General features: G+C 64.4%; 22 protein-coding genes and 1 pseudogene. 12 read left to right on the plus strand and 11 right to left on the minus strand.

Annotated elements, in window-relative coordinates; all coding sequences use genetic code 11:
* Position 1: 1 nt before the first annotated feature.
* Genes AC0969_RS10340 through glmU form a run of 3 tightly spaced genes read right to left on the minus strand, consistent with a single transcriptional unit; the run spans position 2 to position 2,777 of the window.
* The gene (locus AC0969_RS10340) at positions 2 to 553 is read right to left on the minus strand and encodes a DUF2059 domain-containing protein (protein WP_479624063.1); all 552 of its coding nucleotides are present in this window, start codon (positions 551 to 553) and stop codon (positions 2 to 4) included.
* 53 nt (positions 554 to 606) lie between these two features.
* Positions 607 to 1,362, minus strand: coding sequence for a sensor histidine kinase (locus AC0969_RS10345; RefSeq protein ID WP_479624064.1), 756 nt, complete (start codon positions 1,360 to 1,362; stop codon positions 607 to 609).
* Entirely contained in the window at positions 1,359 to 2,777 is a 1,419-nt protein-coding gene (gene glmU, locus AC0969_RS10350; protein WP_479624065.1) for a bifunctional UDP-N-acetylglucosamine diphosphorylase/glucosamine-1-phosphate N-acetyltransferase GlmU, read from the minus strand. Before glmU ends, AC0969_RS10345 begins: the two co-directional genes overlap by 4 nt.
* Before the next feature lie 34 nt (positions 2,778 to 2,811).
* On the opposite strand from glmU, the gene AC0969_RS10355 reads away from it, so the two are divergent.
* Positions 2,812 to 3,657, plus strand: a complete 846-nt coding sequence (locus AC0969_RS10355) for a DUF6279 family lipoprotein (RefSeq protein ID WP_479624066.1) — start codon at positions 2,812 to 2,814, stop codon at positions 3,655 to 3,657.
* Positions 3,658 to 4,276: 619 nt separating this feature from the next.
* On the opposite strand, the gene AC0969_RS10360 is transcribed toward AC0969_RS10355, so the two are convergent.
* Together AC0969_RS10360 and AC0969_RS10365 are read right to left on the minus strand one after the other, a co-directional pair.
* Complete coding sequence (locus AC0969_RS10360; protein WP_479624067.1) at positions 4,277 to 4,513, minus strand: hypothetical protein; 237 nt, start codon at positions 4,511 to 4,513, stop codon at positions 4,277 to 4,279.
* A 147-nt stretch (positions 4,514 to 4,660) separates the two neighbouring features.
* Positions 4,661 to 5,710 (minus strand): hypothetical protein, encoded by a 1,050-nt coding sequence (locus AC0969_RS10365; protein WP_479624068.1) that lies wholly within the window; start codon positions 5,708 to 5,710, stop codon positions 4,661 to 4,663.
* Positions 5,711 to 5,948: 238 nt separating this feature from the next.
* On the opposite strand from AC0969_RS10365, the gene AC0969_RS10370 reads away from it, so the two are divergent.
* The gene (locus tag AC0969_RS10370) at positions 5,949 to 6,617 is read left to right on the plus strand and encodes a helix-turn-helix transcriptional regulator (protein WP_479624069.1); all 669 of its coding nucleotides are present in this window, start codon (positions 5,949 to 5,951) and stop codon (positions 6,615 to 6,617) included.
* 82 nt (positions 6,618 to 6,699) lie between these two features.
* The gene (locus tag AC0969_RS10375; RefSeq protein ID WP_479624070.1) at positions 6,700 to 7,362 is read left to right on the plus strand and encodes a Crp/Fnr family transcriptional regulator; all 663 of its coding nucleotides are present in this window, start codon (positions 6,700 to 6,702) and stop codon (positions 7,360 to 7,362) included.
* Positions 7,363 to 7,542: 180 nt separating this feature from the next.
* Here AC0969_RS10375 and AC0969_RS10380 read toward each other — a convergent pair whose 3' ends face one another.
* Positions 7,543 to 8,070, minus strand: coding sequence for an N-acetyltransferase family protein (locus AC0969_RS10380; protein ID WP_479624071.1), 528 nt, complete (start codon positions 8,068 to 8,070; stop codon positions 7,543 to 7,545).
* Between the two features lie 110 nt (positions 8,071 to 8,180).
* Between AC0969_RS10380 and AC0969_RS10385 the strand changes: the two genes are divergently transcribed.
* The 5 genes and pseudogenes from AC0969_RS10385 (at position 8,181) to AC0969_RS10405 (ending at position 16,793) form a co-directional block, all read left to right on the plus strand.
* A complete protein-coding gene (locus AC0969_RS10385; RefSeq protein WP_479624072.1) occupies positions 8,181 to 8,519 on the plus strand; it encodes a 2Fe-2S iron-sulfur cluster-binding protein in 339 nt (112 codons plus the stop codon).
* Positions 8,520 to 8,537: 18 nt separating this feature from the next.
* Entirely contained in the window at positions 8,538 to 12,593 is a 4,056-nt protein-coding gene (locus AC0969_RS10390; RefSeq protein ID WP_479624073.1) for an ATP-binding protein, read from the plus strand.
* Positions 12,594 to 12,638: 45 nt separating this feature from the next.
* Complete coding sequence (locus AC0969_RS10395) at positions 12,639 to 14,489, plus strand: cytochrome P450 family protein (protein WP_479624074.1); 1,851 nt, start codon at positions 12,639 to 12,641, stop codon at positions 14,487 to 14,489.
* A complete protein-coding gene (locus tag AC0969_RS10400) occupies positions 14,486 to 15,883 on the plus strand; it encodes a Dyp-type peroxidase (RefSeq protein ID WP_479624075.1) in 1,398 nt (465 codons plus the stop codon). The genes AC0969_RS10395 and AC0969_RS10400 overlap by 4 nt, the downstream gene beginning before the upstream one ends.
* Before the next feature lie 96 nt (positions 15,884 to 15,979).
* Positions 15,980 to 16,793, plus strand: a pseudogene (locus tag AC0969_RS10405) (DODA-type extradiol aromatic ring-opening family dioxygenase).
* Positions 16,794 to 16,853: 60 nt separating this feature from the next.
* Here the strand turns inward: AC0969_RS10405 and AC0969_RS10410 are convergent.
* The gene (locus AC0969_RS10410; protein ID WP_479624076.1) at positions 16,854 to 17,321 is read right to left on the minus strand and encodes a DUF2917 domain-containing protein; all 468 of its coding nucleotides are present in this window, start codon (positions 17,319 to 17,321) and stop codon (positions 16,854 to 16,856) included.
* Positions 17,322 to 17,537: 216 nt separating this feature from the next.
* Here AC0969_RS10410 and AC0969_RS10415 point away from each other — a divergent pair, with 216 nt between their 5' ends.
* Positions 17,538 to 18,524 carry a LysR substrate-binding domain-containing protein gene (locus tag AC0969_RS10415; RefSeq protein ID WP_479624077.1) on the plus strand — a complete coding sequence of 329 codons (987 nt, stop codon included), beginning with the start codon at positions 17,538 to 17,540 and terminating at the stop codon, positions 18,522 to 18,524.
* 229 nt (positions 18,525 to 18,753) lie between these two features.
* On the opposite strand, the gene AC0969_RS10420 is transcribed toward AC0969_RS10415, so the two are convergent.
* The gene (locus AC0969_RS10420; RefSeq protein ID WP_479624078.1) at positions 18,754 to 19,344 is read right to left on the minus strand and encodes a 5-formyltetrahydrofolate cyclo-ligase; all 591 of its coding nucleotides are present in this window, start codon (positions 19,342 to 19,344) and stop codon (positions 18,754 to 18,756) included.
* A 21-nt stretch (positions 19,345 to 19,365) separates the two neighbouring features.
* On the opposite strand from AC0969_RS10420, the gene AC0969_RS10425 reads away from it, so the two are divergent.
* Genes AC0969_RS10425 through panC form a run of 3 tightly spaced genes read left to right on the plus strand, consistent with a single transcriptional unit; the run spans position 19,366 to position 23,111 of the window.
* Positions 19,366 to 21,363: a lytic transglycosylase domain-containing protein gene (locus AC0969_RS10425; protein WP_479624079.1), complete on the plus strand. Its 1,998-nt coding sequence runs from the start codon at positions 19,366 to 19,368 to the stop codon at positions 21,361 to 21,363.
* The gene (gene panB / locus AC0969_RS10430; RefSeq protein WP_479624080.1) at positions 21,360 to 22,244 is read left to right on the plus strand and encodes a 3-methyl-2-oxobutanoate hydroxymethyltransferase; all 885 of its coding nucleotides are present in this window, start codon (positions 21,360 to 21,362) and stop codon (positions 22,242 to 22,244) included. Before AC0969_RS10425 ends, panB begins: the two co-directional genes overlap by 4 nt.
* A 24-nt stretch (positions 22,245 to 22,268) precedes the next feature.
* Positions 22,269 to 23,111 carry a pantoate--beta-alanine ligase gene (gene panC / locus AC0969_RS10435; protein WP_479624081.1) on the plus strand — a complete coding sequence of 281 codons (843 nt, stop codon included), beginning with the start codon at positions 22,269 to 22,271 and terminating at the stop codon, positions 23,109 to 23,111.
* A gap of 111 nt (positions 23,112 to 23,222) precedes the next feature.
* Here panC and AC0969_RS10440 read toward each other — a convergent pair whose 3' ends face one another.
* From AC0969_RS10440 to AC0969_RS10450, 3 genes are read right to left on the minus strand one after another with little or no spacing between them, the layout of a single operon-like run.
* Entirely contained in the window at positions 23,223 to 24,410 is a 1,188-nt protein-coding gene (locus tag AC0969_RS10440) for an ABC transporter ATP-binding protein (protein ID WP_479624082.1), read from the minus strand.
* Positions 24,411 to 24,458: 48 nt separating this feature from the next.
* Complete coding sequence (locus AC0969_RS10445) at positions 24,459 to 25,304, minus strand: carbohydrate ABC transporter permease (protein ID WP_479624083.1); 846 nt, start codon at positions 25,302 to 25,304, stop codon at positions 24,459 to 24,461.
* 11 nt (positions 25,305 to 25,315) lie between these two features.
* Positions 25,316 to 26,248: a carbohydrate ABC transporter permease gene (locus AC0969_RS10450; protein ID WP_479624084.1), complete on the minus strand. Its 933-nt coding sequence runs from the start codon at positions 26,246 to 26,248 to the stop codon at positions 25,316 to 25,318.
* Positions 26,249 to 26,275: the final 27 nt, after the last annotated feature.

Below are 26,275 nucleotides of genomic sequence, written 5' to 3' on the forward strand. Positions count from 1 at the left end.
CCTACTTGGCAGGCGCTGGCGGCTTCAGTGCGGCATCCAGGCGTTTGGTGACGGCCTGCTGAAGTGCCTTCACTTTGGGCTCTATTTGGGCCCGGGTATCGGCCACCAGCTTCTCGCCCAGCGCCTTCTGGATTTCAACGCCCATTTGCGCGTATTTTTTCTGCACGGGCGACTCCATGATGGCGATGAGCTGGCGCAGTTCGTCTTCGCTGAATTTATCTTCCAGCAATGTGCCCACGGTGGCCGGGGCGATCTTGGCCGCACGCTCGCGTACCAGGGGGGAGGCTTCGTCCAGGTATTTCTTTACATCGGCCTGGATGTCTTTGCCGAGGGCTTCGCGCTTTTCCATCGGCACCCGCATCTGCACCACTTGCGCGGCCTGCTGCATAAGCTGCAAGGCCGGTTGTTCCGCGATCGAGCGGGCCACGCTGTCTACCGCTGCTTGCTGTAATTGCAGCACCTTATTGACCAGCTCCTTCTTGGCCGGATTGGCTTCGGCATGCACCAAAGCCGCAACGGATAGCAGCGCAACGGCCAGTAATGTGTGTTTCATGGTCAGGTCTCGGGGTTAAAACGTAAGAAGGTGCTGCCAATGATTATCGCCAGCTAAGAATGTGGCAAAAGTAAGGGCAAGGTAAACCGCACGGTGCAGCCGCCGTCTACCACGCCGTGCGCAGTGATGCCGCCGCCGTGGCGCTGCACGATCTGGCGGGCCAGGGCCAGGCCGACACCGGCACCGTCAAACGCGGTGGTGGTGTGCAGGCGCTGGAACAGGTCAAACATAGTGCCACTGGTGGCCGGGTTGAAGCCCACGCCGTTGTCGCGCAGCCAAAAAGCCATGCCGTCGGCTGCGGGCTCCCAGCCCAATGTGATCTGCGCCACCGGCCGGGGCCGGGTGAACTTGAGGGCGTTGGACAGCAGCTGCTGCCACAGATGGCGCAGCAGCGCGGCATCGCCCTGCACGGCGGGCCAGTCGGTGGGCAGTTGCCAGGCTATGCTGCGCCCGGCCATGTCGGCCGCCAGCGCATGTTGCGCCTCGGCCACCAGGTCGGCCATCACCACCGGGGCGGTTTGCAGCGGAATGCGCGACAGGCGCGACAGCTCTAGCAGAGCATCCACCATGCGGGCCATGCTGCGGGCCGATTGCTCCAACGTGTCCAGGCAAGGGCCGGGGTCTTCACCCTCGGCCAGCATTTCGCGCACCAGCGGGGCGTAGGCGCTGATGTGGCGCAGCGGGGCCCGCAGGTCGTGCGAGACGCTGAACACAAAGCGCTCCAGCTCGGCCTGCAAGGCGGCGTTGCGGGCTTCGCTCTGGCCCAAACGGGCCTCTACATCAGCAAGGCGGGCTGCCAGATCGCTCAAGGCTGCACTCTCTTGGCGGGGCGCTTCCAGTTAGCAATCGCCACCTGGCGGCCCCGGGCCACGCTGAGCACGCCCTCGGGTGCGTCTTTGGTCAGCGTGGAGCCGCCGCCCACTGTGCCGCCCGCGCCCAGGGTGATGGGAGCCACCAGCACGCAGTTGCTACCCACGTGCACGTCGTCGCCGATGACGGTGCGGTGTTTGTTCACGCCGTCGTAGTTGGCGGTGATGCTGCCCGCGCCAAAGTTGACGCGCGCGCCCACCGTAGCGTCTCCCAGGTAGGCCAAGTGGTTGGCCTTGGCCCCCTCGGCCAGGGTGGAGTTCTTGACCTCGACAAAGTTGCCGATGTGCACATCTGCCCCCAGCACCGCGCCGGGGCGCAGGCGGGCAAACGGGCCGATGCGGGCGTTGCGGCCCACGCTGACTCCGGCCTGCTCGCCGTCGATGTGGGTGAAAGGATGGACGTGCACGCCTGCCGCGATGCTGGCGTTGGCGATGACGCAGTTCGCGCCGATGCGCACGCCCTCGCCCAGCGTGACCGTGCCTTCAAACACGCAGTTCACGTCAATGGACACGTCTTGCCCACAGACCAGGCTGCCGCGCACGTCCAGCCGCGCCGGGTCGGCCAGGCGCACGCCTTGCTCCATCAGGGCCACGGCCTGCTGGCGCTGGTAGGCACGCTCCAGCTCGGCCAGTTGTACAGGGCTGTTGACACCGGCCACCTGCACTTCGTCGGTGATTTTGTGGGCCACCACCGGCACGCCGTCGGCCACGGCCATCTTGACGATGTCGGTCAGGTAGTACTCGGACTGGGCGTTGTGGTTGTCCAGCCGGGCCAGCCAGGTGCGCAGGCGGGCGGCGGGCGCGGCCATGATGCCGCTGTAGATTTCGCGGATGTCGCGCTGCGCCTCGGTGGCATCTTTGTGCTCGACGATGGCCTGCACCGCGTCGCCACTGCGCACGATACGGCCGTAGCCGCTAGGGTTGGGCAGCTCCAGCGTCAGCAGAGCCAGCTGCTTGCCCCCGCTGGCGGCCACCAGCTGGCGCAGGGTGTCTACCTGGGTGAGTGGCACGTCGCCCGACAGCACCAGCACCACGCCTTTATCCCCCCCCTCATGGTCGGGCAAAAACGGCAGCGCCTGCTGCACCGCATGGCCCGTACCCAGCTGGGGTTCCTGCCGCGCAAAATTTATAGAAAATTCGGCTCCAGCGCATATGTATGCTGGAATAGCCGCTTCAACTTCTGTAGCACCGTGCCCGGTAATCACCACCACGTTGCGGGGTTGCAGGGCGCTAGCGGTGTCCACCACATGGGCCAGCAATGCGCGCCCGGCCAAAGAATGCAACACTTTGGGCAACTTGCTTTTCATGCGGGTGCCTTTGCCCGCCGCCATGATGACTACATCGACTTCTGCCATGTGTTGCTACTTTTTAGTTAAATGGATCCGAATTATGGGTCTGTTAGGTCTGGTTTTGGCGCTCCAGGCCTGCACCGGCATCCAGCTGGGTTACAACAACGCGGTGGACTTGGCCGTGTGGCGGCTAGATGGCTATGTAGACCTGGACAAAGCCCAAACCCAGCAACTGCGCGGCGACCTGCGCCAGTGGCAGGCACGCCACCGCACCCAAGCCCTACCCGCCTATGCCCAAACCCTGGAGCACGCGCAGGCGCTGGTGCGCCAGCAGGTGGATGCCGAGCAGGTGTGTGCCGTCGGCAGCACCGTGCGGGGCTACGTCCACACCCTGCTGGCCGATGCCGAACCGGCTGCAACGGCCCTGGCGCACAGCCTCGCACCGGCGCAAATCGACACCCTGGAGCGCAAATACGCCAAGACCAACGCCGAATACCGCAGCGACTGGCTGGCCCCGGCCCCTGCCGAGCGGACCCAAAAGCGTTTTGATAAAGCCCTGGAGCGCGCCGAGATGGTCTATGGCCGCATGGATGCGGCCCAAAAAGCGCTGATCCGCCAGCAGGTGGCGCAGTCTGGCTTCGACCCGCAGCAGGTGCACACCGAGCGCCTGCGCCGCCAGACCGATATCCTGCAAACCCTGCGCCAACTCCAACGCGACGCAGCGGACACCGCCACCGTGCGCAGCGCCGTGCGGGGCCTGCTGGAGCGCAGCATCCATGCCCCACCGCCCAGCAGCTACCGCGCCTACGCCGAAGCCCTGGCCCAGCAAGACTGCCAGGGCATTGCGTTGCTGCACAACAGCACCACGCCAAAGCAGCGCGATGCAGCGGTGCGCTGGCTGGCTGGGTACGCCCAGGCGCTGCGGGCGTTGGCGGCGCAGGGCTGAGCGCAAATAGGCATAGGGAGCAGCCGGTCCAGCACCGTGGGGATTCCCAGTTCGTGCTGGCTCCCGTCGGGTTTGGGAATCATCACTTTGCGCAGCAGCTCGGCGGTTTGCTCGATGCCGAGTCCGTCCACCCCGGTTGCGCCTTTGTTGGCCTTGACCCGCTTCCACGCTGCTTGCAGCCTCTCTCGTCAGCGCCGCCTCCAGCAGGGGGCCTGCCCCCGCTTTCAGTTTTGCCGACTCTGTGGCCGGGTGTTCATGGGGTGGGTCGTTGGCCTCAAAGCTGACAGGTTCGCGCGCGGCTTCACCGCGTGCTACTTCAGCCCACCCAGATTGCTCCGGCATCTGACGCATGGCCTTTGGCATCCTCATGTCTTCAGTCACTCACTTCTCGTTTGGCCCTTCGTCCTTTTGGTTATGCCTCATCGGCTCACGACTTGGACTACTACGACCTCTGCTGACTTCTCGCTCCGGCATGGCCGTCGCCCGTTCAGGCGCAAGGCGAGATCTCCCCGGGTAAGAACGCACTCCTTCGCTACACAACCGCCGGATCTACGCCGCTTCGCCTTGATCACTAGAGCTTTGCGGTTTTTGGCCCGCTCGCCCGGCTCGGCAGCGTCTTCTATCCGGTTCTTGTACATCGGCTCATAGCTTCGATCCACGCCTCCTTCCCACACTCGGTCACCCTTGTGCAGTTGTCCTGGCACACCAGCGCATCTTTGATCGGCCCGTCAAGCACGGTGACGGATACGTCGGTGGTGGTGGATGCAACGGGGCTGCTGCCTTCACCATCGCCTCCACACGCAGCCAAGGCAGCAATCGCCATGCTGGAAAGTACCAGCTTGAGTCGGTTTTTCATGGGGTGGCTCCTATCCGGGGGTTGTGAGGTTGGACCGGCCCCATCCTCCCCCCCCCCGCATCCATCCTCAAAAAGGGGGATGGCTTGGCCCCTCACTTTCACGCGATTCCCATTAGCCGCCCGCCACCGCCAAGGCCAGCAGCAGCTTCAAGAAGTCAGCCTGCCGCCTTGCAGCATTTGCTGGGCGGCACGGGCTTCGGCGGGGGTGAAGTCGAACAATTCGATCAGCAGGGCGGGCGGCAGCTTGGCAGCGGCGGCTAGGTCATACAAAAAGACAATCGCCTGGGGGGCCACGCTGCCCACGGCCAGGGCCGAAGCCTGGCCCAGCGGGGCGATGTGCAACACGCAAATGGGTTTACCGGCGGCATCGGGCAAAAGCAGGGCGTTAGAGAAATGACCAGGCGTGCCCGCCAAGGGCGACAAGGCGGCGCGCAGGGCCTGCTGAAAGTCGGCCTCTTGCCCATGCAGGCGCGGGGCCAGCGCCAGCCGGTCGCCCTGCGGCAGACCACCCGCATGCAGCAACACGGTGTCTGCGGCCTGCAATTGCCGCAGCGCGGCGCAATTGCAAAACTGCACGCCGCCGTGCCCGGTCAATAGCACGACCCCGGCAGACAGGCGGTCCAGCGCGGCCCGGGTGGCGGCCACCTGGAACTGGCTGTTGCGCAGGTGGAACATCACGCCCAAGGCCCGCGACACGTGGAGCAGCAGCAGCCGCAGGATGTCTACCTGCGAGGGATCAAACGGGGCATCCCGCTCAGAGCGGTAGACCGTCATGGCAGTGGGTACTTTGTGGGCATCCACCCCATCAAACACCACACCAGCGCAAACATGGGCCACGTCCATCGGTTCGAATACATCGCGGTAAAACGCGGTGCGTACCAAATCGGCATGGGACACCAGCGTGTCACCACTCCAGGCGGCTCCGTCTAAAAACAATCCCTTGGAGAAGGCCACCTGTGCATACGGGTCGTCCTGTCGGCTTTTGTGTGCCCAGCGCTCCACCACAATGGGCGGCAAGTTGTACGCGAGCGCAAGACCGCCCCGTCCAGGGTCGTGCAGTGGCGTAAACACCGCACTGCGGCTGCCACCGCAGGCTTGGGCAATGCTCTCCAACGCATCCGGCCACTGGCTGGGTTCTAGCGCCGCGTCGTAAATGCGGTGTACCAGGTCGTCATAACGGGCAAAGTCGATCGGCATGCATTTCCCCTTTGCAACTGCGTTGCAACTGCTGATTGTTCACACGTACGCACCCGGCGCATAGCCCAACCGGCTATTTATGTGCATACGTCACAAACTTGGGTGGTCTGAATACCAGCCCAAAACCGTCCCAAATGCCTATGCTTGGCCCCAGCCTCGCTGCAAATCGTTCTACGTCTGCATCTCCTCACTCCCGCCTGCATGTCGCAGGAACAGCAGGCGCTCTTGGGACTCTGCCATGCTGAACATCGCCTTACCATCCTTTGCCGCCGATACCGTCAACTATATTGATGAGCCCGAACCGTCGGACACACTGAATCTGATGCAATGCGTGCTGGAGCAAATGGACTACGGTCTGGCGTTGGTACACATGGCAACCCGCCAGATCCGCTTTGCCAACCGCCTCGCGCACGATGGGCTAAACAGTCCGGGCAGCCTGCGCAGCGGCCTGTGCATGCTGGACGGGCGGCTCACCACCCTGCTGCGCACCGACGCACTGCAACTCGACCATGCATTGCAGCGGGCCCAAACCGGGGTGCGCGCGCTGATCAGCTTAGGCGGTGACGACTGCACCACCAGCGTTGCCCTGGTGCCGCTGAACGCGCCCGGTGCAGCACCGTATGCTTTGCTGGTGTTTGCCAAACAGCAGCTGTGCGACAGCTCCACCATGGCACTATTTGCCCGCGAACGCGGCCTGACCAGCGCCGAGAGCAATGTGCTGGCTTCGGTGTGCAGCGGCATGCGGCCCACCCAAATCGCCAGCCACCACGGGGTGCAGATATCCACCGTGCGCAGCCAGTTGCGCAGCATCCGCCTCAAAACCCGCTGCGACACCATCCGCCAACTGGTAGAAACCGTCTCCATCCTGCCGCCTATGGCCCGGCATATGTCGGCTGTGCAGCACTAAGCCTTGCATATTGGGCGGGAATGTAAAGTTCCATCGCTGCATCGCATAGACTGCGGGCGCGCGAAGTGCGCTCCTCTATGCCATGCAGTCCCCACTAGACACCCTCATCCACGCTTTTTGTAACGACCCGGTACAGCCCCAGTTGCTGCGCGAACTTGTCCCCCTGGGCGAATCCCGGCGCTACCGCAAAGGTACGGTGCTGATCCACGAGGCCGACCCGGGCGACACGCTGTTTGTGGTGGTGGAAGGGCGGGTCAAGGTGTATTGCACCGACGATTTTGACAAAGAGATCACCTTTGGCGTGATCGGCCCGGGCGACTATTTTGGCGAAATGGCGCTAGACGGCGGGCCCCGTTCGGCCAGCGTAGTGACGCTGGAGTCCACCGTCTGCACCCTGCTGACGCGCACCACGCTGCTGGGTTTTATTGGCCGCCATCCCGAGTTTGCGCTGGACCTGCTGTCCAAAGTGATCCGCCGCGCCCGCATGGCCACCAACAGTGCCCGCAGCCTGGCGTTTGTCGATGTGTATGGTCGCCTGAGCCAATGCCTGCAAAACCTGGCCACGCTCCAAGCCGATGGCACCCACCGCATTACGGAACGCATCACCCACCAGGAAATCGCCAGCCGCACAGGCTGCAGCCGGGAAATGGTCAGCCGAATTCTGAAAGACCTGGAACACGGTGGCTATGTGCAGATTGAGAAGCGCCAAATCGTGCTGCTACAGCCCCTACCCGCTAGGTGGTGAACACCCCCAGGCTACAGCGCAAGCGCTTTTCGCCCACCCCCTTGCAGGGGGCGATTCCAGCAGCTTGGCGGAGCCAGTTCTGCGGAATCTCTGGAAGGGATGTTGAATTGCTGGGTTTATGACTTTTAGGCTGCTAGCGCTTATGCAGTGTGCGGGGGCAGCTACTAAAAGCGTAGCTAATTAATCCAGCGTGCGTTTGAGGCGGATTTCTTCGATTTTGATGTCGCCCATCGGCACGGTTTTGGCGGTGTTGAGTTCGCGCTTGAAACCGGCCAGGTCAAAAAATCGCAGTGCGCGCTCGTTGCGCAGCGGAATCCACACGGTAACGGTGGTGCAGCCTTCTTCGATCAGTGCTTCGCGGGCGGCATCCCACAGGGCCAGGCCTACGCCTTTGTCCCAGTGGCTCTCGGCCACGTAGATGGACCAGATCTCGCCCACGGTGTTTTTGGTGCCCTTGTCGCGTGAGCGGTCAAAACCCACAAAACCGACAATCGTGGCTCCGTCTAGTGCCACCTGCACCTGCGGGTCACCGTACTCGATGGCATCGCGCCACATGCCTAACCGCTTGGGGGCGGGCATGGTATTTAGGTGCTCATCGGGCACCAAGCCTTGGTAGGCCGACGCGGTAGCACTCACGTGCAGGTCGGCAATGGCCTGGGCTTCTTTCAAAACAGCGGGGCGGACATCAACAATAAAAGAACTGGTCATGGAATAGATAAAGGCTTATGCGCGTAAATTTTTTGGGGGACCAAGATTGTCGCCGCAAAACGCGGTGGCCTTGGCACTGCATGGGCCTCCGACTAAACTCGGCTTTACCTATGCGATACGCAACCGCCTGTTACACAGCCCTTATTGCGCCGAACCATCCCGTTACCGCCAAGGCAGAGTTGCGCTTTGATGCCCCGCCAGACCTTCCCCTGCTGGTAGCGGCCGAGCAGGCAGGCCTGCTGCTGGCCAACTCCTGCCGTAACGGCACCTGCCGCACCTGCATTTGTCGGCTGATGGACGGCCAGGTGGCCTACCGCATCGCCTGGCCGGGCTTGAGCGCCGAAGAAAAAGCCGAGGGCTACATCCTGCCCTGCGTGGCCTATCCGGTGTCGGATGTCCACATACAGCTACCGGTACAGGCCGGTAGCACCGAGTGCGTCAGCCCCTGATTTCGCCCGGACCCGCCTGTGCACACCCCCGACACGCCAACGCTGACGCTCACCGTCTTATGGGAAGACGCGGTCATTTTTATGGCCCTGAGCGACGGACGGGCCATCGGCCACATCGCCCACACGGCAGTGCCCAGCATGGAGGTGCAAGCCCTGCCCCTGGAAAGCCCGATGGCGCTGGGTACCCGCCTGGCCGCGCAATTTTTCCCCGAGAAAATTCGCCAGTTCTTAATGCACAGCCCGCCGCGCAACCTGTGCCTGCAACTGGATGAAAACCTGCTCGCCATTCCCTGGGAGATGGTCTTTGACGGCCACCACTACCTGGGCGAGAAGTTCCAGACCTCCCGGCGCATCCTGTCCGATGCGGCGCTGCCCCGCAGCGTGCGTATCGGAGCGCAACGCGAAACCTTGCGCGTATTGCTGCTGCAAGGCCAGGGCGGCACACGGCTGCACAGCGACTATGGCGCCGACCTGGCCAGCAGCATCCAGTCCATCGAAGGCCTGGTGATGACCCACATGGCGATCGATCACGCGCTGGACCGGGCCACCCTGCTGCGGCTGGCCGACGAGCACGACGTGGTGCACTGCATCGGCCCTATGGAGCCGGACCCCGGTACGCCCGCCACCTGGAGCGACATCGCCCAGCAGTCCAAAACCGCCCAGTTACTGGTGTTCGACCAAGCGGATCCGCACCAAAACCGCGCCCCCTGGCTGCACACGGCCTGCCGCCGGGGTGCGCCTGTGCTGGTGCACGAAGGCCGGGCGGATGTGCCCGGAACGGTGGGGTTTATGCACCAGGTGTACCTGGGCCTGGCCCAGGGTTTGCCGCTGGGCGAAACGGTGCACCAGGCCCGGATAGAAGGCCTGCGCCACCCGGCCCACACCCTGGCGGCATCTGCCTACCCCGCACTGTATGGCGATGCCACGCTGGTACTGCGGCCCAGCGCCGACCGCCCCGGTCTGGGCGACAACCTGCGCCAGGTCACCGCCATGTTCTGCGACCTGGTGGCATCCACCCAGCTACTGGAAACCTGGGGGGCCGAGCGCTACAGCGACATGCTCGACAGCTACCACGCCACCTGCGCGGGCATCGTGGCGCGCTGGGGCGGTGTATCTGACGACCCCCAGGGCGACGACGGCATCATGTGCTACTTTGGCGTGCCGCTGGCCTACGAGGACTCGGTGGCCCGGGCACTGCGGGCCGGGCTGGAGATTTTGCAAGCGGTGGCCCAGCTGGGCGTGCAGGTGCGCGTAGGCGTGGTCACCGGGCATGTGGTGGTCAAGGCCGGCCAACCCATTGGCGTATCGCTGCACCTGGCCGCACGGCTACAGTCCATCGCCCGCCCCGGCACGCTGGTGGCCAGCGACTCGACCCGGCAAATCGTCAAAGACAAATTTATTTTTGAACGGCTCACCGACCTGCCCCAGCTCAAAGGTTTTCCGCTCGCCACCAGCGCCTACCAGGTGCTGGGCGAGGTGCGCGAGCACACCCAGCCCCCGCCCGAAACCGCGCCCCAGCGCACCCCCTTTGTGGGCCGTGATGGCGAGCTGCAACAAATCGAAACCCACTGGTCAGAGATCCACACCAGCGGCCTGCAAACAGTGCTGGTTACGGGCGAGGCGGGCATGGGCAAATCCCGGCTGGCCAGCGAATTCCGCCGCTCGCTCAGCCTGCGCGGCCACACCACCATCGAATGCCGCTGCACCCCCGAGCACACCCACAGCGCATTCCACCCGCTGATCTACCTGCTGCGCCGCCGACTGCACCTGTTTGAAGAGGACAGCACCAAAGCCAAACTGGCCCGCATCCAGGCCCGCATGCCCGATATGGCGCACGAAAGCGATCTGGTCCTGGTGGCGGCCCTGCTGTCCGTCCCCACCGACGGCCACCTGCCACCCTTGCAGTTGTCGGCCGAAAAACAGCGCCAACGCACGATGGACGTGCTGGTGGCCTGGCTGCTGTTTGAAGCCCGCAACAGCCCGGTATGCCTGCTGGTGGAAGACCTGCAATGGATCGACCCCTCCACCCGCGAATGCGTTCACCGCGTAATCACCCAGGGCGCACAGGCTCCGCTGCTGATCTTGCTCACCCTGCGCTCCGAGCAGCCGCCCCCGCACGACCCTGGTTTTGCGGTGCATGAAATACCCCTTAAAGGCCTGTCGGCCGCCTCTACCCGGGACATGATCCTGACCGCCTGCGGCCCCTGCGCTGTGCCCGGCGACATGCTGCAACTGCTGGCCGACAAGGCCGACGGCGTGCCGCTGTTCATCGAGGAATCCACCCGCATGCTGCTGGACATGGGCGTGCAGCCCAACAGCATGGATGCCACCCTGGCGGCCCGCTTCACCGTGCCCAGCACCATCCAGGACCTGCTGATGGCCCGGCTCGACCGCCTGGCCAGCGCCAAGCAAGTGGCCCAGGTGGGGGCCACCATGGGACGCGAATTTGCCCTGCCGCTGCTGCAAGCCGTGCTCTCCCACGAAACCTCACCCATCGGCCTGAACCACCTGAGCGCACAACTGGCGGCGCTGGTGCGCTCCGGGCTGGTGGTGGAAAAAGGCGACACCAGCAGCCCGCGCTACTTCTTCAAACACGCGCTGGTGCGCGACGCGGCCTACGAATCGCTGTGGGAGCGCGACCGCAAACGCCTGCACCGCACCATTGCCAACGTGGTGCGCGAGCAATTCCCCGACATGGCAGACAGCCAACCCGAGCTGCTGGCCCACCACTTTGCCCAATCGGGCAACGATGCCCAGGCGCTGGAATACTGGGAGCGCGCCGCCCGCCGTGCGGCCAGCCGGTCGGCCCACATCGAGGCCATCAACCACCTGCGCAGCGGCCTGGCCCTGCTGGCGCGCCTGCCCCCGGTAAGCGAACGCGACCGCACCGAACTGCGCCTGCAACTCATGCTGGCCGGGCAGCTCATCACCACCCACGGCTACGGGGCCGACCCGGTGGGCCATGCCTACGAACGCGCCGCCGAACTCTGCCAACGCGCAGGCGACGAAGCCGCGCAAATGAAAACCCTGCTCGGACTAGAGGGCTACCACTTTATGCGTGCCGACTTTGACCGGGCCCACGTCATCGCCCGGCAAGCGGCCTTGGTACTGGCCGACTCGGCCGACCCGATGCGCAAAATCCAGCTGCAATGGGCGGTGGGCAACATCCTGTTCCACCAGGGCGAATTTGCCGCCGCCATAGCCCACATGGATGCCTGCCTGAGCGCCTACGCCCAATTGCAGCACCACCCGCGCATGGTGCAAGACCCCGGCGTGATGTGCCTGTGCTATTCGGCCTGGGCCCTGTGGGAGGTAGGCCGGGCCGACCAAGCCCTGGAGCGGGCACACCAGGTCGTAGCGATGGCCGAACAGCTCGACCACAAATTCAGCATGGCCGAAGCCTATGCGTTTTGCGCCTCGGTGCACTTGTTTCGGGGCGAGCACACCGAGGCGCTGCACTTTGCCAAGCGCGCCCGCGACATCTGCCTGGAGGGCGGCTTTGCGGTGTGGCTGTCGTATGCCCAGCTGCTGCACGGCCGACTGGTAGCCGAGTTGGGCGACCCGGAGGCCGGAGTGGCCGAGATGCAGCACGCCTACGCCCAGTGGATGGCCACCGGGGCCATCGTCACCCGCCCGCTGTACCTGGCCATGCAGGCCGAAGGCCTGGCCCTGGCCGGGCGGCCCGACGCAGGCCTGGCCCTGCTGGCCGAAGCCTTTGCCCTGGTGTGCCACACCAAAGAGCATTACCACGAGGCCGAAGTGCGCCGCCTGACCGGAGAACTCATCCTGCTGTCCAGCCAGCAGCACGGCCTGGACCGCCAGCCCGAAGCCCAGCAATGGCTACAGGGTGCGCTGGATTTTGCCCACACCCACCAGCATGCCGCCGCCGCCTTGCGCAGCGCCACCAGCCTGGCCCGCCTGTGGACCGCCCAAGGCCGCCACGCCGATGCGCAACGTATCCTCAAAATGGAGTATGACGCTGTAACAGAAGGTTTCTACACTCGCGACGTGCAGGCTGCCAGCGCCTTGCTACAACCACTGCCAGCGCCCCACAACGACCTGACACCCGTCTGAAAAGCGGGCCGGATTCTGTGGTGCAACACCACGACGGAATCCAGCATGACCCCACACCTCACGGCCCTCGACGCACTCCGCAGCGCGCCCTACGCACACAACCACCAGCTCTTCAGCATCCTGTGCGACAACTCGCAGCGCAGCCAGTTGTACCAAGAGCTGCTCGCCCACCCCCAGGTGCTGCCCTTCACCAGCCGCGCTGACACCAAATTCCGCAGCACCGACGACGGCAACTCGCAGTACCACCAAACCGTCTACCTGCTGACCCAGCGGGCGCACATCGAACAAGCGCTGACCGACACCGCCAGCTTCAGCAACGCGCCCTACCTGGCACTGGGCAGCGGCACCTTCATGCTGGGGCTGGACAAAGACCAGCCCACGCCCGCCACCGACGAGCACCTGGCGCAGCGCCGGCTGGCCATGCAGGCCTTCAAATACAGCCCAACCACCATCGGCGTGCTGTCGGCCGTGGCCTACCAGGCTGCATCCACCCTGCCACTCAAGTCGCGCCAGTTCGACCTGGCCCTGCTGGCCGAGCAGGCCGCGCTGCGCTTTGTGGGCTTTTTGTTTGGCTTTGCGCAGTCCGACATTGCCCTGCTGGAGCGCAGCATGCGCATGGCCTACGCCGGCATGGGCTACCAGATGTTTGCCCGGCATTTTGTGACCTCGCCCGGCACGCTGCTAGAGGCCACCGGCGGCATGGGTGCGCTGCTGGTGCGCGTAGCCCAGCTGATCGACCAGCACCAGTCCCCCACCAGCCGCGCCCAGGCCGACGAGGTAAAAACCATCGCCGAGGAACTGCGTGAGCTGCAAGCCTTTCACCCCGCGCTGGCCAGTTTCGAGCCGGTGCTGCCGCGCCTGGCCAGCATCGCCGGGGCCTATTCGGGCACCGAGCTGGCCGCCATCGTGGTGGGGGCCATTGCCGGCATCATCGGCAACGTGCAGGCCAGCGTGGCGATTGCCATCAGCCAGTTTTTTGCACTGCGGCAACTGCCCGCCGCCCAGGCCGCCGCACTGGCCCCGCCCAGCAGCAGCGCCTTGCAAGCACTGACCATGGAAGCCCTGCGCCTGCAACCGCCCGCGCCGTTTTTGCCGCGCAAAGTGCTGCGTGCCAACCCCTTTGGCACGGCCGATGGCATGCAGCTCCCCGAGGGGGCCATCGTGATCCTGGCCGTGGGTGCAGCCACCCGCCAAGACGGCCAACCCGACCCCCACGCGTTCCGCCCGCATGCCAGCACCGACGACCCGTTGATCTTCGGCGGCCCCCTGGGTGCCACCCCCGACTACCTGCACCAGTGCCTGGGCAAGCACATCGCCATGCCCCTCATCACCCACGTGGTGCAGCAGGTGCTGCTGCTGCCCGGCCTGGACCAGGTGCTGGACGCGCGCACCGCAGACCCCAGCCAGCTGGTCAAGCGCTGGGGCTTCAACTGCGAGAGCTTTCCCCTGCAATACACGGTGGACAAAGCGCTGATCCAGCAATCGCTGAACGTGGTCATGCCCATCAAAACCCCGCTCTCCGAGCACGCCGAGATGGTGAAAAAAATCATCGCCTACGGTGCCCCCCGCATCCAGCTGCGGCTGGACCAGTCGCGGCACGTGCACTTTGCCTGGTTCAGCCTGCAAAACAACGACAGCGAACTGGCCCTGCACACCGTGTTCGATGGCGACTTCGATGCCTACATCGAACACTTTGCGCTGCACGTCGGCCCGCTGTTCGACCAGCTGCTAGACCACATCCAGCACGCCCCTCCCCGGCCTGTGGCCGAATTTCCCAAAGAATTTGTAGACACCATCCGCCGCTTCAACCAGGCCCCGGTGGGCGGCTACTTCTACAGCGCCTACCCCACCCGCACGGTGGACGACCTGCAACGCGCCACCAAAGGCATGCCATGACATCCCCCAACCCCGCCCACATCCAGAACCTGGTGGTCAAAGGCTTCGACACCCACCACAGCCGCTACTTCCTGCTGACCATCCAGCACGCCGCCGCCGCCCGGCAGTTTCTGCACACCCTGCTGGCCGAGGGCTGGGTGGTCCACGCGGACAAGCCCCGAGAGCAGTCCACCGCCTTGCAACACCACCAGCGCTGCCCCGCAGGCATCGGCTTCACGTTTGCCGGCCTGCAAGCCCTGGAGCTGCCCACCCCGTATCTGCGCCTGCTGCAAGACCTGGCCCCGGCCTTTGCCCAAGGTGCCGCCCCGCGCGCCGCCCACCGCCTGGCCGACACCGGCCCCAGCGCCGCCGCGCTCTGGGAACCCGCCTTCCAGCAGCACACCGCCCACGTGTTTCTCACGCTGCACGCCGACCACCACGCCGAGTTGGTCGCATGCAGCCAGACGCTGGAACACATGGCCGGCACGGCCTTTACCGGCTGGGCCACGCCGCTGGACGGTGCCCACCTGGAGCGCAACAAAAAGTCCCGGCGCGAGCACTTTGGCTTTCTGGACGGCATCACCAACCCCTTGATCGACGGCATCCACCACCACACCCCCGGCCACGCCGCGCTGGCCGTGCCCCAAACCCTGCACGCCCCCGGCGAATTCTTGCTGGGCCACCGCAACTACGACGGCTACAACCGCTGGCTCATCGCCTCCGAACCCGCCCGGGTGCGGCAATTTTTTGCCGACGGCAGCTTCTCGGCTCTGCGCAAAATGGCCCAAGACACGGAAAACTTCCAAGCCTTTGTAGAGCGCCAAGCCAGCCCCACCCTGCCCGTGGATGCGGTACGCGCCAAGCTGCTGGGCCGCTGGGACGACGGCCGCGTCGTCACTCCCGCCCAGACCACACCGCCCACCGGCCCCAAACCCAGCACCCGTGCGGGCCTGAACGACTTTGACTTCCGCGCCGACCCGCAAGGCCTGGGCTGCCCCTTCGGTGCCCACATCCGCCGCATGAACCCGCGCGATGACCCGGTGGTGCCGGTGCGCAAACGCCCGTTGATCCGGCGCGGCATCCCCTACGGTCCCACAGCAGCCACCGACCCAGAAGCCGAGCGCGGCCTGCTCGGCCTGTTCTTCTGCGCCAGCTTGGAAGACCAGTTTGAACACCTGCTGGCCGAATGGGGCAACAAAAACCCCTTCGGCGTGCCCAACCCCAGCACCGCCAAAGACCCCATCGTCGGCAACCACGAAGGCACGGGTGGCACGTTCGACATCCCCAGCGCCACCGGGCCCCGCCCGCAGATCAGCGGCTTCACGCCCTTCGTCACCACCAAGGGCACGCTGTACAGCTTCTTCCCCAGCCTGACTGCGCTGGCGGTGCTGGCTCAATCTATAAGAGCAGAATAGGCCTCTAGCGCTTATGGAATGTGCGCCAGCAGCTATTTTTTTAATAGCAAACAACCGCCCTACTGCACGCGGCGTATGGAGCGGGTTTAATACGGCATGACTACCACCCTGCCCACCTATTTCATCTCCCACGGCGGCGGGCCGTGGCCGTATATGGACAACATGCGGGAGGCCATGCGCGGGCTGGCTACGTCGCTGGCCGACATGCCGCGCCAATACGCCGCGCCCAAGGCCATCCTGGTGGTGTCCGCGCATTGGGAGGAAAGCGCCTTCAGCACCATGTCCAGCCCCCAGCCCGGCATGCTGTACGACTACGGCGGCTTTCCAGCCCACACCTACCAGGTGGTCTACCCGGCCCCCGGCGCACCGGATGTGGCCTTGCGCATCCACAGCTTGCTGGTGGGTGCCGGGCTACCCGCACGGCTGGACGCGCAGCGCGGTTTTGACCACGGCTGCTTCTGCCCGCTGGTGGTGATGTACCCCGAGGCCCACATGCCCGTGCTCCAACTCTCCCTGAAAACCGGCCTCGACCCCGCCGAGCACATCGCGCTGGGCCGGGCGCTGGCCCCGCTGCGCGACGAGGGCGTGCTGATCGTCGGCAGCGGCCTGAGCTACCACAACCTGCGCCAGTTTGGCCCGCCGGGCAAGGCCCCGTCGATGGCCTTTGACCAATGGCTGCAAGACACCGTGGTGGCCGCCAGCCCCGCCGAGCGCAAAGCCCGCCTGCTGGACTGGACCGCCGCCCCCGCCTCCCGCCTCCCGCATCGCCCATCCGCGCGAAGAGCACCTGCTGCCGCTGATGGTGGCCCTGGGCGCCGCCGAGGGCGATGCCGCCACCTGTGTCTACCACGAGGACAACGTCTTTGGCGGCATCACCGTGTCCAGCTTTAGATTTGACGCTTCCAAATAAAAAGAGCTACTAGCGCAGGTAGTACCTGCGCTAGTAGCTCTTAATTTAGGAGCAATCGGTTTACACAGACCGGCCCCGGCCCACGACCAAATAATCGCCCAGGCCGACCAGCCCCAGCACCAGTCGACCGGCAGCGGCCGCCGCCGAATGCAGTGCCTGCGCCAGTTCGCGGCTGGGCTGCACCACACCGCCGCGCCACTGGGCACCGGCGCTGCGGGCCTCGCGGCGGCCATCCCACACCACCTCGGCCACGGGTTCCCAGCTGAAGAACACGGGCGCATCGGATGCCAGTGGCTCCACCACCAGCCGCTGACCGGCTTGCAGAGGCAGGCTATCACCGGCCTGCAAAACATGGTCGCCCAGCAGATCGACCGTGCCGCTGATGGTCACCCACACCCGCCCCTGGGCCACGCGGAACACGCCCGCCTGGCGCGGCTGCAAACGGGTGGCCTGGCCCGCGTCCAGCTTCCAGCAGGTCGTCAATGCCGCAGCGGACGGGATGGAAGAGGAAGTGAAGGCGGTAAACATGGCAGGCTCCTGGTAATTTGTTGCAGTAGAAGAATCATCGCGCCCAAAGACCGCAGGGTCCAATGAAAACGGGTTAGGCTATTGATTCCCAAACCGCATGAATCCCGCATCCATTCCCAGATCAATCCGAATATGTCGTTGCTTCGCCTTGCCGTGCTAAAGCACTGTCTGCGGCTTCGCGTCTAATCTCGAATTGATCTGAAAATGGATGCCCCTATGCACACCACCCAAACCCATTTGCGCACCCGCCCCATCGGCGTGGGCCAGCTGCGCGCCTTTGCCGCCGTGGCCCGGCTGCTGAACTTTCGGGCGGCGGCAGAAGAGCTGTCGCTGACGCAATCGGCCGTGAGCCGCCAAATCCAGGCACTGGAAGACGAGGTCGGCGTGGCCCTGTTTCTGCGCCACACCCGGGCCGTGGAGCTGACCGGTGCAGGCGCGCAATTGATGCGCACCGTGGGCCAAAACCTGGAGCAGCTGGACAGCACGGTGCGCATGATTCGGCGCAGCGCCGGGCGCAAAAGCGTGGCCATCAGCACCTGGGCCTCGTTTGCCTCGATGTGGCTGATCACCCGGCTGGAAGCCTTCCAGACCGAGTACCCCGACATCGACATCCGTATCGACGCCACCGACAACCTGGTGGACCTGGACACCTCCGACGTAGACCTGGCGCTGCGCTACGCCATGCCCGACACCGTGCCACCCGGTGCGATACGTATGTTTGGCGAACAACTCACCGCCGTGGCCAGCCCCTGGCTGCTGAAAACCGGCAAAAAACTGACCCGGGGTGAAGACCTGGCCCATTTCGCCCTGCTGGAGGCGGGCGACTCGCACCGCACCCAGCACCTGGAATGGCTGACCTGGCAGCGCTGGTTCGAGATGCACCAGCTGCACAAGCTGGAGCCCAAACGCTGGATGCACTTCAACTACGCCCACCAGATCGCCCAGGCCGCCCTCACCGGCCAAGGCGTGGCCCTGGCCCGCATGCCGCTGATTGCCGACAGCCTGGCCAGCGGCGATCTGGTCGAAATATTGCCCCACATGCGGCTGGACTCGCCGATGGCCTACTGGCTGGTGGTCGGCCCCCGCAGCGCGGCAAGGCCCGAGATCAAGGCCTTCTGTGCCTGGCTGCTGCTACAGGCGCAAGCCACGCGTACGGCGATTGGGGATGGGCCGGACCCGGATACGGTGGACCACTTTGACTGAGAGTTTTTTTGCTATATTAAAAATAGCTGCTTGCGCAGGTGGAATATGCGCTAGCAGCCTTTTTCTCATAAATTCGAGTATTCGCCACCCTGCCCCCTACAAGGCAAGCGAAGCGATGCCCCTTCGCGAACAGCGCAGAACTGGCTTTGCCAGGCTGCTGCTGTTGCCCCCTTGCCAAGGGGGTTGGCGGAAAGCGCTTGCGCTGTAGCCTGGGGGTGTGCCTAGTCCTCTAACCTACCGGCCAGACCACTCCGTTGTCGTTCAAGATCGCATCCAGCGGCACGTCGTGCGCTTCGGGCTCGAAATCGTCCAGGTAACCATTGGTAAAACCCAGCCCCACGGTGAAGGGTTTGGGTTCCAGCGTGGACAGCATGCGGTCGTAGAAACCGCCGCCGTAGCCCAGCCGGTAGCCCCCTGCCGCGTAGCCCACGCAGGGCACAAACAGCAAGGTGGGCGTGACCAGCTCGGTGGCTTTGGGTTTGAGGATGCCGTAGGCGTCTTCTTCCATCGGGCAGCCGGGATACCAGGCGTGGAAGGTCATGGTTTTGTGCAGCTTGTTGACCACCGGCAGGCCGATGCGCTTGAGCTGCGGGCCGTCCAGCAGTTCGCCGTCTTCCTTCCAGCGGTGCAGGGCGGGCAGGGGGTCAAATTCGCCCTTGATGGGCCAATAGGCCCCGATCACCGCGTCGGGCCGCCCCACCAGCCAGATGCGCATCACGCGTTGCAGCAAATCAGAGCGCTCCAGCCGGTCGGGCAGCTCCAGGCGTTGTTCAATCAGTGCTTGGCGCAGGGCTTTTTTGTCCTGGGCTTTGTCGTTCATTTGGTTGTCCATAATCCCCACATGCAATTTCCAGCCATTCTGACACCGATCACCCTCGCCCTCGGCATCGCCTTTACTGGCGCCGCCTGCAGCCAGCCCAGGCCCGACCCAGCGGGCGATGCCACCCTCGTGGACATGGCCCAGGCCTTCAAAAAAGGCGACCGCAAGCGCCTCAGCGCCCTGCTGCCCCAGGTGCGCGGCCACCTTTTAGAGCCTTGGGCCGCCTACTGGGAGCAAAAGCAGCGGCTGGAAGACATGACCACGCTGGACATGCAGATGTTTGCCACGCGCTTCCCCGGCAGCTACCAGGAAGACCGGCTGCGCAACGACTGGCTGCTGCTGCTGGGCCAGCGCCGCGACTGGACCACCTTTGCCGACGAATACAGCCGCTACCGCATGGCCGACGACCGCGAAGTGCGCTGCTACGCCCTGCTGATCGACCAGATCAAACAAGGTGCCAACAGCCCGCCCGCCCTGGCCGACGAGGTACGCAAAAACTGGCTCGCCCAGCGCGAGGCCGACGACGGCTGCACCCAGGCCGCCAGCCATTTGTTTGCCGCCAAAAAGCTCAGCCCGCAAGACATCTGGCGCAAAGCCCGGCTGGGCATCGAGGCGAACCGCCCGCGCATGGCCGCCAAAGCGCTGGAAATCATCTCGCCCGAATCGCTGCCCGCGCTGGCAGACATTAACGACAGTGCTATCAAATTCTTGAGCAGCAAAGCCATCGCCCTGGGCCGGGTGCGCAAAGAAATGGTGGTACTGGCGCTGACCAAGATCGCCATCGCCGACCCCGACAACGCCGCCACGCTGCTCGACAACAAGTGGAGCAGCCAGCTCACCGCCGAGGAGCGCAACTGGACCTGGGGCGTGATCGGCAAGCAGGCCGCCACGCGCCTGTCGGCCACGGCCAGCGAGTACTACGGCCACGTCACCGACAACAACGACCTGAGCGACGACATGCTGGCCTGGCGGGTGCGCAGCGCCCTGCGCGGGGGCCGCTGGAAAGAGGTGGCCAGCGCCGTCAACGCCATGGGCAAAGACGCGCAGGCCGACCCCGCCTGGGTCTACTGGAAGGGCCGCGCCCTGCAAGCCCAGGCTTTGTCTGACCTGGACCGGGTGGAGCCCAAGCGCCTGTTTGACAGCATTGCCAGCGTGCGCGGCTTCTACGAGCAACTGGCGCTGGAAGAACTGGGCCAAAAAACCACCGTACCGCCCCGCCCCGCCGCATTGACACCCGAAGAAAAATCCGCCGCCAGCGCCAACCCCGGCCTGCAACGCGCGCTGGCCGCCATCCAGCTGGGCCTGCGCAGCGAAGGCAACCGCGAATGGAACTACAGCACCAACCTGCACGAGCGTGGCGGCATGGACGACCGCGCCCTGCTGGCCGCCGCCGACCTGGCCTGCCAGCGCGAGGTGTGGGACCGCTGCATCAACACCAGCGAACGCACCAAGGGCGTGATGGACTTCGCGCAGCGCTTCCCCATGCCGCATCAAACCAGCGTGGTGCAGCGCAGCCAGGCCATCAGCCTGGACCCGGCCTACGTGTACGGCCTGATCCGCCAGGAGTCGCGCTTCATCATGGACGCGCGCTCCGGCGTGGGCGCATCCGGCCTGATGCAGGTAATGCCCGCCACCGCCCGCTGGACCGCCAAAAAGATCGGCCTGACCAGCTTTACCCCCGACCAGATCACCGACCGCGACACCAACATCGCCATCGGCACCGGCTACCTGAAGCTGGTGCTGGACGACTTTGCGGGCTCCATGCCGATGGCCGCCGCCGCCTACAACGCCGGGCCGAGCCGCCCCCGTGTGTGGCGCAACGGGCCGGTGCTGGAGGCGGCGGTGTGGGCCGAGAATGTGCCGTTTACCGAGACCCGCGACTACGTGAAAAAAGTGCTCTCCAACACCACCAACTACGCCGCCATCCTGACCGGCCAACCCCAGTCGCTGAAAGCCCGGCTGGGCCTGGTCGGCCCGCTGGCCGTTAATGCCCCCGATGCCAGCAAGGAACTGCCATGAACACCGCCACCCCATCCCCCTCTGCCTCCCCTTACGGCACCCTGCCGCCCACCAGCACCCCGGCGCAGCGCAAGCCCATCAGCCTGCCGCGCCTGGCCGAAATGCACCAGCGTGGCGAAAAAATCACCATGCTGACCGCCTACGACGCGACCTTTGCCGCCGTGGCCGATGCAGCGGGGGTCGAATGCATCCTGGTGGGCGACTCGCTGGGCATGGTCTGCCAGGGCCTGCACAGCACCGTGGGCGTGGGCCTGGAGACCATGCGCTACCACACCGAAAGCGTGGTGCGCGGCATGCTGCGCAGCCAGTCCACCGCCTGGGTGATTGCCGACCTGCCGTTTGGCAGCTACCAAGAGGGCCGCGAACAGGCCATCCGCAGCGCGGGCGTGCTGATGCAGGCGGGCGCGCACATGGTCAAGCTCGAAGGCGGCGGCTGGACCACCGAGATCGTGCAGTTCTTGGTGGAGCGCGGCATCCCGGTGTGCGCCCACCTGGGGCTAACCCCGCAAACCGTGCATGCGCTGGGCGGCTACCGGGTGCAGGGCAAGTCGGATGCCGCCGCCAGCACCCTGCGCCAACACGCCCACGCCTTGCAAGACGCCGGGGCCGCGATGGTGGTACTGGAGATGGTGCCCGCCCCGCTGGCCGCCGAGCTCACCACCGCCCTGCCCCACTGCGCCACCATCGGCATCGGCGCGGGCAAAGACACCGCTGGCCAGGTGCTGGTGCTGCACGACATGCTCGGCATCAACTTGGGTAAGATGCCGCGCTTTGTGCGCAATTTCATGCTGGATGCCCCCAGCGTGCGGGGCGCGATGGAAGCCTATGTGCAAGCCGTCAAAAACGGCAGCTTTCCCGACAACAGCCAGCACGCCTGGTAATTTTTGCCCCTTGCCCCACGTCCCATGCGCATTGCCCACACCATAGAAGAACTCCGCGCCCACCTCAGCGCCCACCAGCACCCCGCCTTTGTCCCCACGATGGGCAATCTGCACGCCGGGCACTTGGCCCTGGTGCGCCAGGCCAAGCCGCTGGGCGATGTGACGGTGGCCAGCATCTTTGTGAACCGCCTGCAATTTTTGCCGCACGAAGACTTCGACAGCTACCCGCGCACCTGGGAGCGCGACTGCACCTTACTCAAAGATGCCGGTTGCGACGTGCTGTTTGCACCAAAGGAGAAGGTGCTCTACCCCGAGCCGCAAACCTTTAAGGTCCAGCCCACCCCGGCGCTGGCGGACCTGCTGGAGGGCCAGTTTCGCCCCGGCTTCTTTGTGGGCGTGGCCACGGTGGTAATGAAGCTGTTCACCTGTGTGTTCTCTGAATCCAAGGGCCAGCGCACCGCCCTGTTTGGCCAAAAAGACTACCAGCAGCTGATGGTGATCCGCCGCCTGGTGCAGCAGTTTGCCCTGCCCATCACCGTGGTGGGCGGCCCGACCCAGCGCGATGCCGACGGCCTGGCCCTGTCGTCGCGCAACGGCTTCCTCAGCCCGGCCGAGCGTGCCGAGGCGGTGCAACTGTCCCAAACCCTGCAAGCGATGGCAGCCGCATTGCGCCAGGGCGCTTGCGACATCCCCGCGCTGGAAGCCCAGGCCTTGGACAGCTTGCGCGCACGCGGCTGGGCCCCCGACTACCTGACCGCCCGCCGCCGCAGCGACCTGCTGGCCCCCACAGCCTCCGACGAACCCCTGGTGGTGCTGGGCGCGGCCCGGCTGGGCAACACGCGCTTGATCGACAATTTAGAGGTCTGAAGCCGCTGCGGACACCCCGCAACATCTGCTACAAAAAAAATAGCTGCTAGCGCATACAGAATATGCGTTAGCAGCTCTTTTTATGCTTAAAACCCTTTACGGGTCGCAAGCTTACCCGTGGGTCGCTGCCCGCGAAATCGACACACCGGCCACCAGCGGCTGGCCCAGAATTTCAGGCCGGGTGGTGCGCTGGGTGGCGACACCGTTTTCATCAAACAGGTGCATGCAGTGCGGTGGCAAATACAGGTGCACCGGGTTGCCCACGCTGCAACTGGTTTGGCCGCTTTCGCGCACGGTGACCAGCTCGCCACCGGCCAGCCGCACGTAGATGTAGCTGGCTTCGCCCAGTTGCTCCAAAAAGGCCACCAGGCCGGTGACCACATTGGGGCCGCCGGACGGCACGATCTGCACATGCTCGGGGCGCACGCCAATGGTGACCTCGGCATGGGCGGCAATACGGCTGGCATTGACTTCAGCATGCACCTCTACTTCGGCCACGGTGGCCACCGCGCTGGCACCGTTGGCGCGCGTCAGGCGGGCGGCGATGAAGTTCATCTTGGGGCTACCGATAAAGCCCGCCACAAACTTGTTCACCGGGTGGTGGTACAGATCGAGCGGCGCACCGCACTGGGCCACGCTGCCGTCGCGCTGCACGGGTTCACCGGCGTTGAGCAAGACGATCTTGTCGGCCAGGGTCATGGCTTCGACCTGGTCGTGGGTCACGTAGATCATGCTGGCGGTGCCGATGTCTTTGTGCAGCTTGGCGATTTCCAGGCGGGTTTGCACGCGCAACGAGGCATCCAGGTTGGACAGGGGTTCGTCAAACAAGAACACATCGGGTTCGCGCACGATGGCCCGGCCAATCGCCACCCGCTGGCGCTGGCCGCCCGACAGCTCTTTGGGCAGGCGCGTCAGCAACGGGTCGAGCTGCAAAATCTTCGAGGCTTTTTTGACCCGTTGCTCCACCGTATTGGCATCGGTTTTGGCTTGCTTGAGGCCAAACGCCATGTTCTCAAAAACCGTCATGTGCGGGTACAGCGCATAGCTTTGGAACACCATCGCCACGCCCCGGCGCGAGGGTGGGGTTTCGTTCATGCGCTGGCCGTTGATGCTCAGCTCGCCGCTGGTGATGTCTTCCAGGCCCGCCACCATGCGCAGCAGCGTAGATTTGCCGCAGCCCGACGGGCCGACAAACACCACAAACTCGCCCTTATTGATGTCCAGATCGACCTTGCGAATGGTGTCGGGCAGGTGGCTGGCGTAGCGTTTGTGGACATCGCGGAATTTGATTTCAGACATGCAGGTCTCCTAATTTTTAAATGGATGCTGGGGGGTGCGCGCAGGGGTTTAGCCCTTGACGGCACCTGCCGTGAGGCCGCCGACGATCTTGCGTTGGAATATCAGCACCAGGCCGATCAGTGGCAGGGTGACCAGCACCGAGGCGGCCATGATCTTGCCCCAGGGGATTTCGTATTTATCGGCTCCGCTGATCAGCGAAATCGACACCGGTACCGTGCGGTCGGCGTTGCTCAGCACAAAGGTCAGGGCGAACATAAATTCATTCCAGGCGGCAATGAAAGCCAGCAGGCCGGTGGTCACCAGCGCAGGCCACATCACCGGCAAAAACACCTTGGTGATGATGCCCCAGGGGGTGCAGCCGTCCATGATGGCGGCCTCTTCCAGCTCTTTGGGCAGGTCGCGCACAAAGGTGGTGAGCACCCACACGGTGAACGGCAGGGTGAACACCATGTACGGCAGGGTCAGGCCCCACCAGTGGTTGTAGAAGCCAATGAACTGCATCAGCTCGAACATGCCCGACAGCACCGCCACCTGCGGGAACATGGACACCGCCAGCACGGTGAGCAGCAGCAGACCCCGCCCCCGGAACTGGATGCGGCCCAGCGCGTAAGCCGCCGTTACCCCCAGAAACAGCGAGGCAATCACCACCAGCGTAGACACCATCAAGGAGTTGAGGATGTGGCGGCCAAACGGGTGCTCGGCCACGGTAAACATGGCGATGTAGTTCTTGAACGACGGCGCGGCAGGCCACAGCGACGAGCTGAACAGCTCGGTGCCCGACTTGAGCGAGGTAACGATCGCAAAGTAAAACGGAAACAGGCAAAACAGCGCGATCACGGCCACCAGCAGGTACAAACCGATGGTGCCGAGGATTTTTTGGTGTTGGTAGTTCATGGTGTGCATCCTTATTTCGACATATCCACTTTGGACAGCTTCAGGTACAGCACCGTGCAAGCCCCGATGATCAGGAACAGCACCGTGGAGGCGGCCGAGCCATAACCCACATAGTTGTTGTCCACAATTTCGCGCCGCACAAAGCCTGACATGCTGATGGTGTCCACGCTGTTGGAGGTCATCACGTAGATGATGTCAAACACCCGCAGGGCATCCAGCAGGCGGAAGATCACCGCCACCATCAGGGCCGGCCAGATCAGCGGCACGGTGACCTTGAAGAACACCCGCACCGGGTGGATGCCGTCCACGTGGGCGGCCTCATAGCAGTCGGTGGGCAGCATTTGCAGTGCGGCCAAAATCAGCAGGGCCATGAAGGGCGTGGTTTTCCACACGTCCACCAACACCACCGACCACAGGGCATAGTTAGGGTCTGCCGTCCAGGCAATGTTGTGGTCGATGATGCCGGCACTGCGCAGCAGCGCGTTCATCACGCCAAACTGGTCGTTCATGATCCAGGCCCACATCTTGGCCGAGACGATGGTCGGGATGGCCCAGGGCACCAGCACCGCAGCACGGATAAACGAGCGGCCTTTGAAGTTGGCATTCAACACCAGGGCAAAAATCACCCCCAGCAGCGTCTCAGTGACGACCGAAAAGAATGAGAATTTAAAAGTATTACGAATGGCCATACCCCAATCGGTATTCCAGAAGCCCTCGACGGCATTCAAATTGAATACACCATATTCGCCAAAGTAATTTTGAAAACCCACCATCTTGTAGGTGGAATCGCCAATCGCCTCTAGCGACGCATCGGTAAAGCTGAAAAAGATGGTGCGGCCCAGTGGCCAGCCCGCTACCAGTAACAAGACCAGCAGCGTGGGGGTCAGAAATATCCACGCGCTACGGGTGCGCTCGCGGGTCAGTTCGGATGTTTGGGTGCGCATGGAGACTCCAAGGGGATCTAGTGGCTG

This window comes from Rhodoferax sp. LB1P47, assembly GCF_056521445.1.

What these genes read in the sequence shown, in the direction of transcription:
- AC0969_RS10340 (WP_479624063.1), bottom strand. Translation starts at nt 553, where the DNA reads ATGAAACACACATTACTGGCCGTTGCGCTGCTATCCGTTGCGGCTTTG.
- glmU (WP_479624065.1), bottom strand. Translation starts at nt 2,777, where the DNA reads ATGGCAGAAGTCGATGTAGTCATCATGGCGGCGGGCAAAGGCACCCGC.
- AC0969_RS10355 (WP_479624066.1), top strand. Translation starts at nt 2,812, where the DNA reads ATGGGTCTGTTAGGTCTGGTTTTGGCGCTCCAGGCCTGCACCGGCATC.
- AC0969_RS10360 (WP_479624067.1), bottom strand. Translation starts at nt 4,513, where the DNA reads ATGAAAAACCGACTCAAGCTGGTACTTTCCAGCATGGCGATTGCTGCC.
- AC0969_RS10365 (WP_479624068.1), bottom strand. Translation starts at nt 5,710, where the DNA reads ATGCCGATCGACTTTGCCCGTTATGACGACCTGGTACACCGCATTTAC.
- AC0969_RS10370 (WP_479624069.1), top strand. Translation starts at nt 5,949, where the DNA reads ATGCTGAACATCGCCTTACCATCCTTTGCCGCCGATACCGTCAACTAT.
- AC0969_RS10375 (WP_479624070.1), top strand. Translation starts at nt 6,700, where the DNA reads ATGCAGTCCCCACTAGACACCCTCATCCACGCTTTTTGTAACGACCCG.
- AC0969_RS10380 (WP_479624071.1), bottom strand. Translation starts at nt 8,070, where the DNA reads ATGACCAGTTCTTTTATTGTTGATGTCCGCCCCGCTGTTTTGAAAGAA.
- AC0969_RS10385 (WP_479624072.1), top strand. Translation starts at nt 8,181, where the DNA reads ATGCGATACGCAACCGCCTGTTACACAGCCCTTATTGCGCCGAACCAT.
- AC0969_RS10395 (WP_479624074.1), top strand. Translation starts at nt 12,639, where the DNA reads ATGACCCCACACCTCACGGCCCTCGACGCACTCCGCAGCGCGCCCTAC.
- AC0969_RS10400 (WP_479624075.1), top strand. Translation starts at nt 14,486, where the DNA reads ATGACATCCCCCAACCCCGCCCACATCCAGAACCTGGTGGTCAAAGGC.
- AC0969_RS10410 (WP_479624076.1), bottom strand. Translation starts at nt 17,321, where the DNA reads ATGTTTACCGCCTTCACTTCCTCTTCCATCCCGTCCGCTGCGGCATTG.
- AC0969_RS10415 (WP_479624077.1), top strand. Translation starts at nt 17,538, where the DNA reads ATGCACACCACCCAAACCCATTTGCGCACCCGCCCCATCGGCGTGGGC.
- AC0969_RS10420 (WP_479624078.1), bottom strand. Translation starts at nt 19,344, where the DNA reads ATGAACGACAAAGCCCAGGACAAAAAAGCCCTGCGCCAAGCACTGATT.
- AC0969_RS10425 (WP_479624079.1), top strand. Translation starts at nt 19,366, where the DNA reads ATGCAATTTCCAGCCATTCTGACACCGATCACCCTCGCCCTCGGCATC.
- panB (WP_479624080.1), top strand. Translation starts at nt 21,360, where the DNA reads ATGAACACCGCCACCCCATCCCCCTCTGCCTCCCCTTACGGCACCCTG.
- panC (WP_479624081.1), top strand. Translation starts at nt 22,269, where the DNA reads ATGCGCATTGCCCACACCATAGAAGAACTCCGCGCCCACCTCAGCGCC.
- AC0969_RS10440 (WP_479624082.1), bottom strand. Translation starts at nt 24,410, where the DNA reads ATGTCTGAAATCAAATTCCGCGATGTCCACAAACGCTACGCCAGCCAC.
- AC0969_RS10445 (WP_479624083.1), bottom strand. Translation starts at nt 25,304, where the DNA reads ATGAACTACCAACACCAAAAAATCCTCGGCACCATCGGTTTGTACCTG.
- AC0969_RS10450 (WP_479624084.1), bottom strand. Translation starts at nt 26,248, where the DNA reads ATGCGCACCCAAACATCCGAACTGACCCGCGAGCGCACCCGTAGCGCG.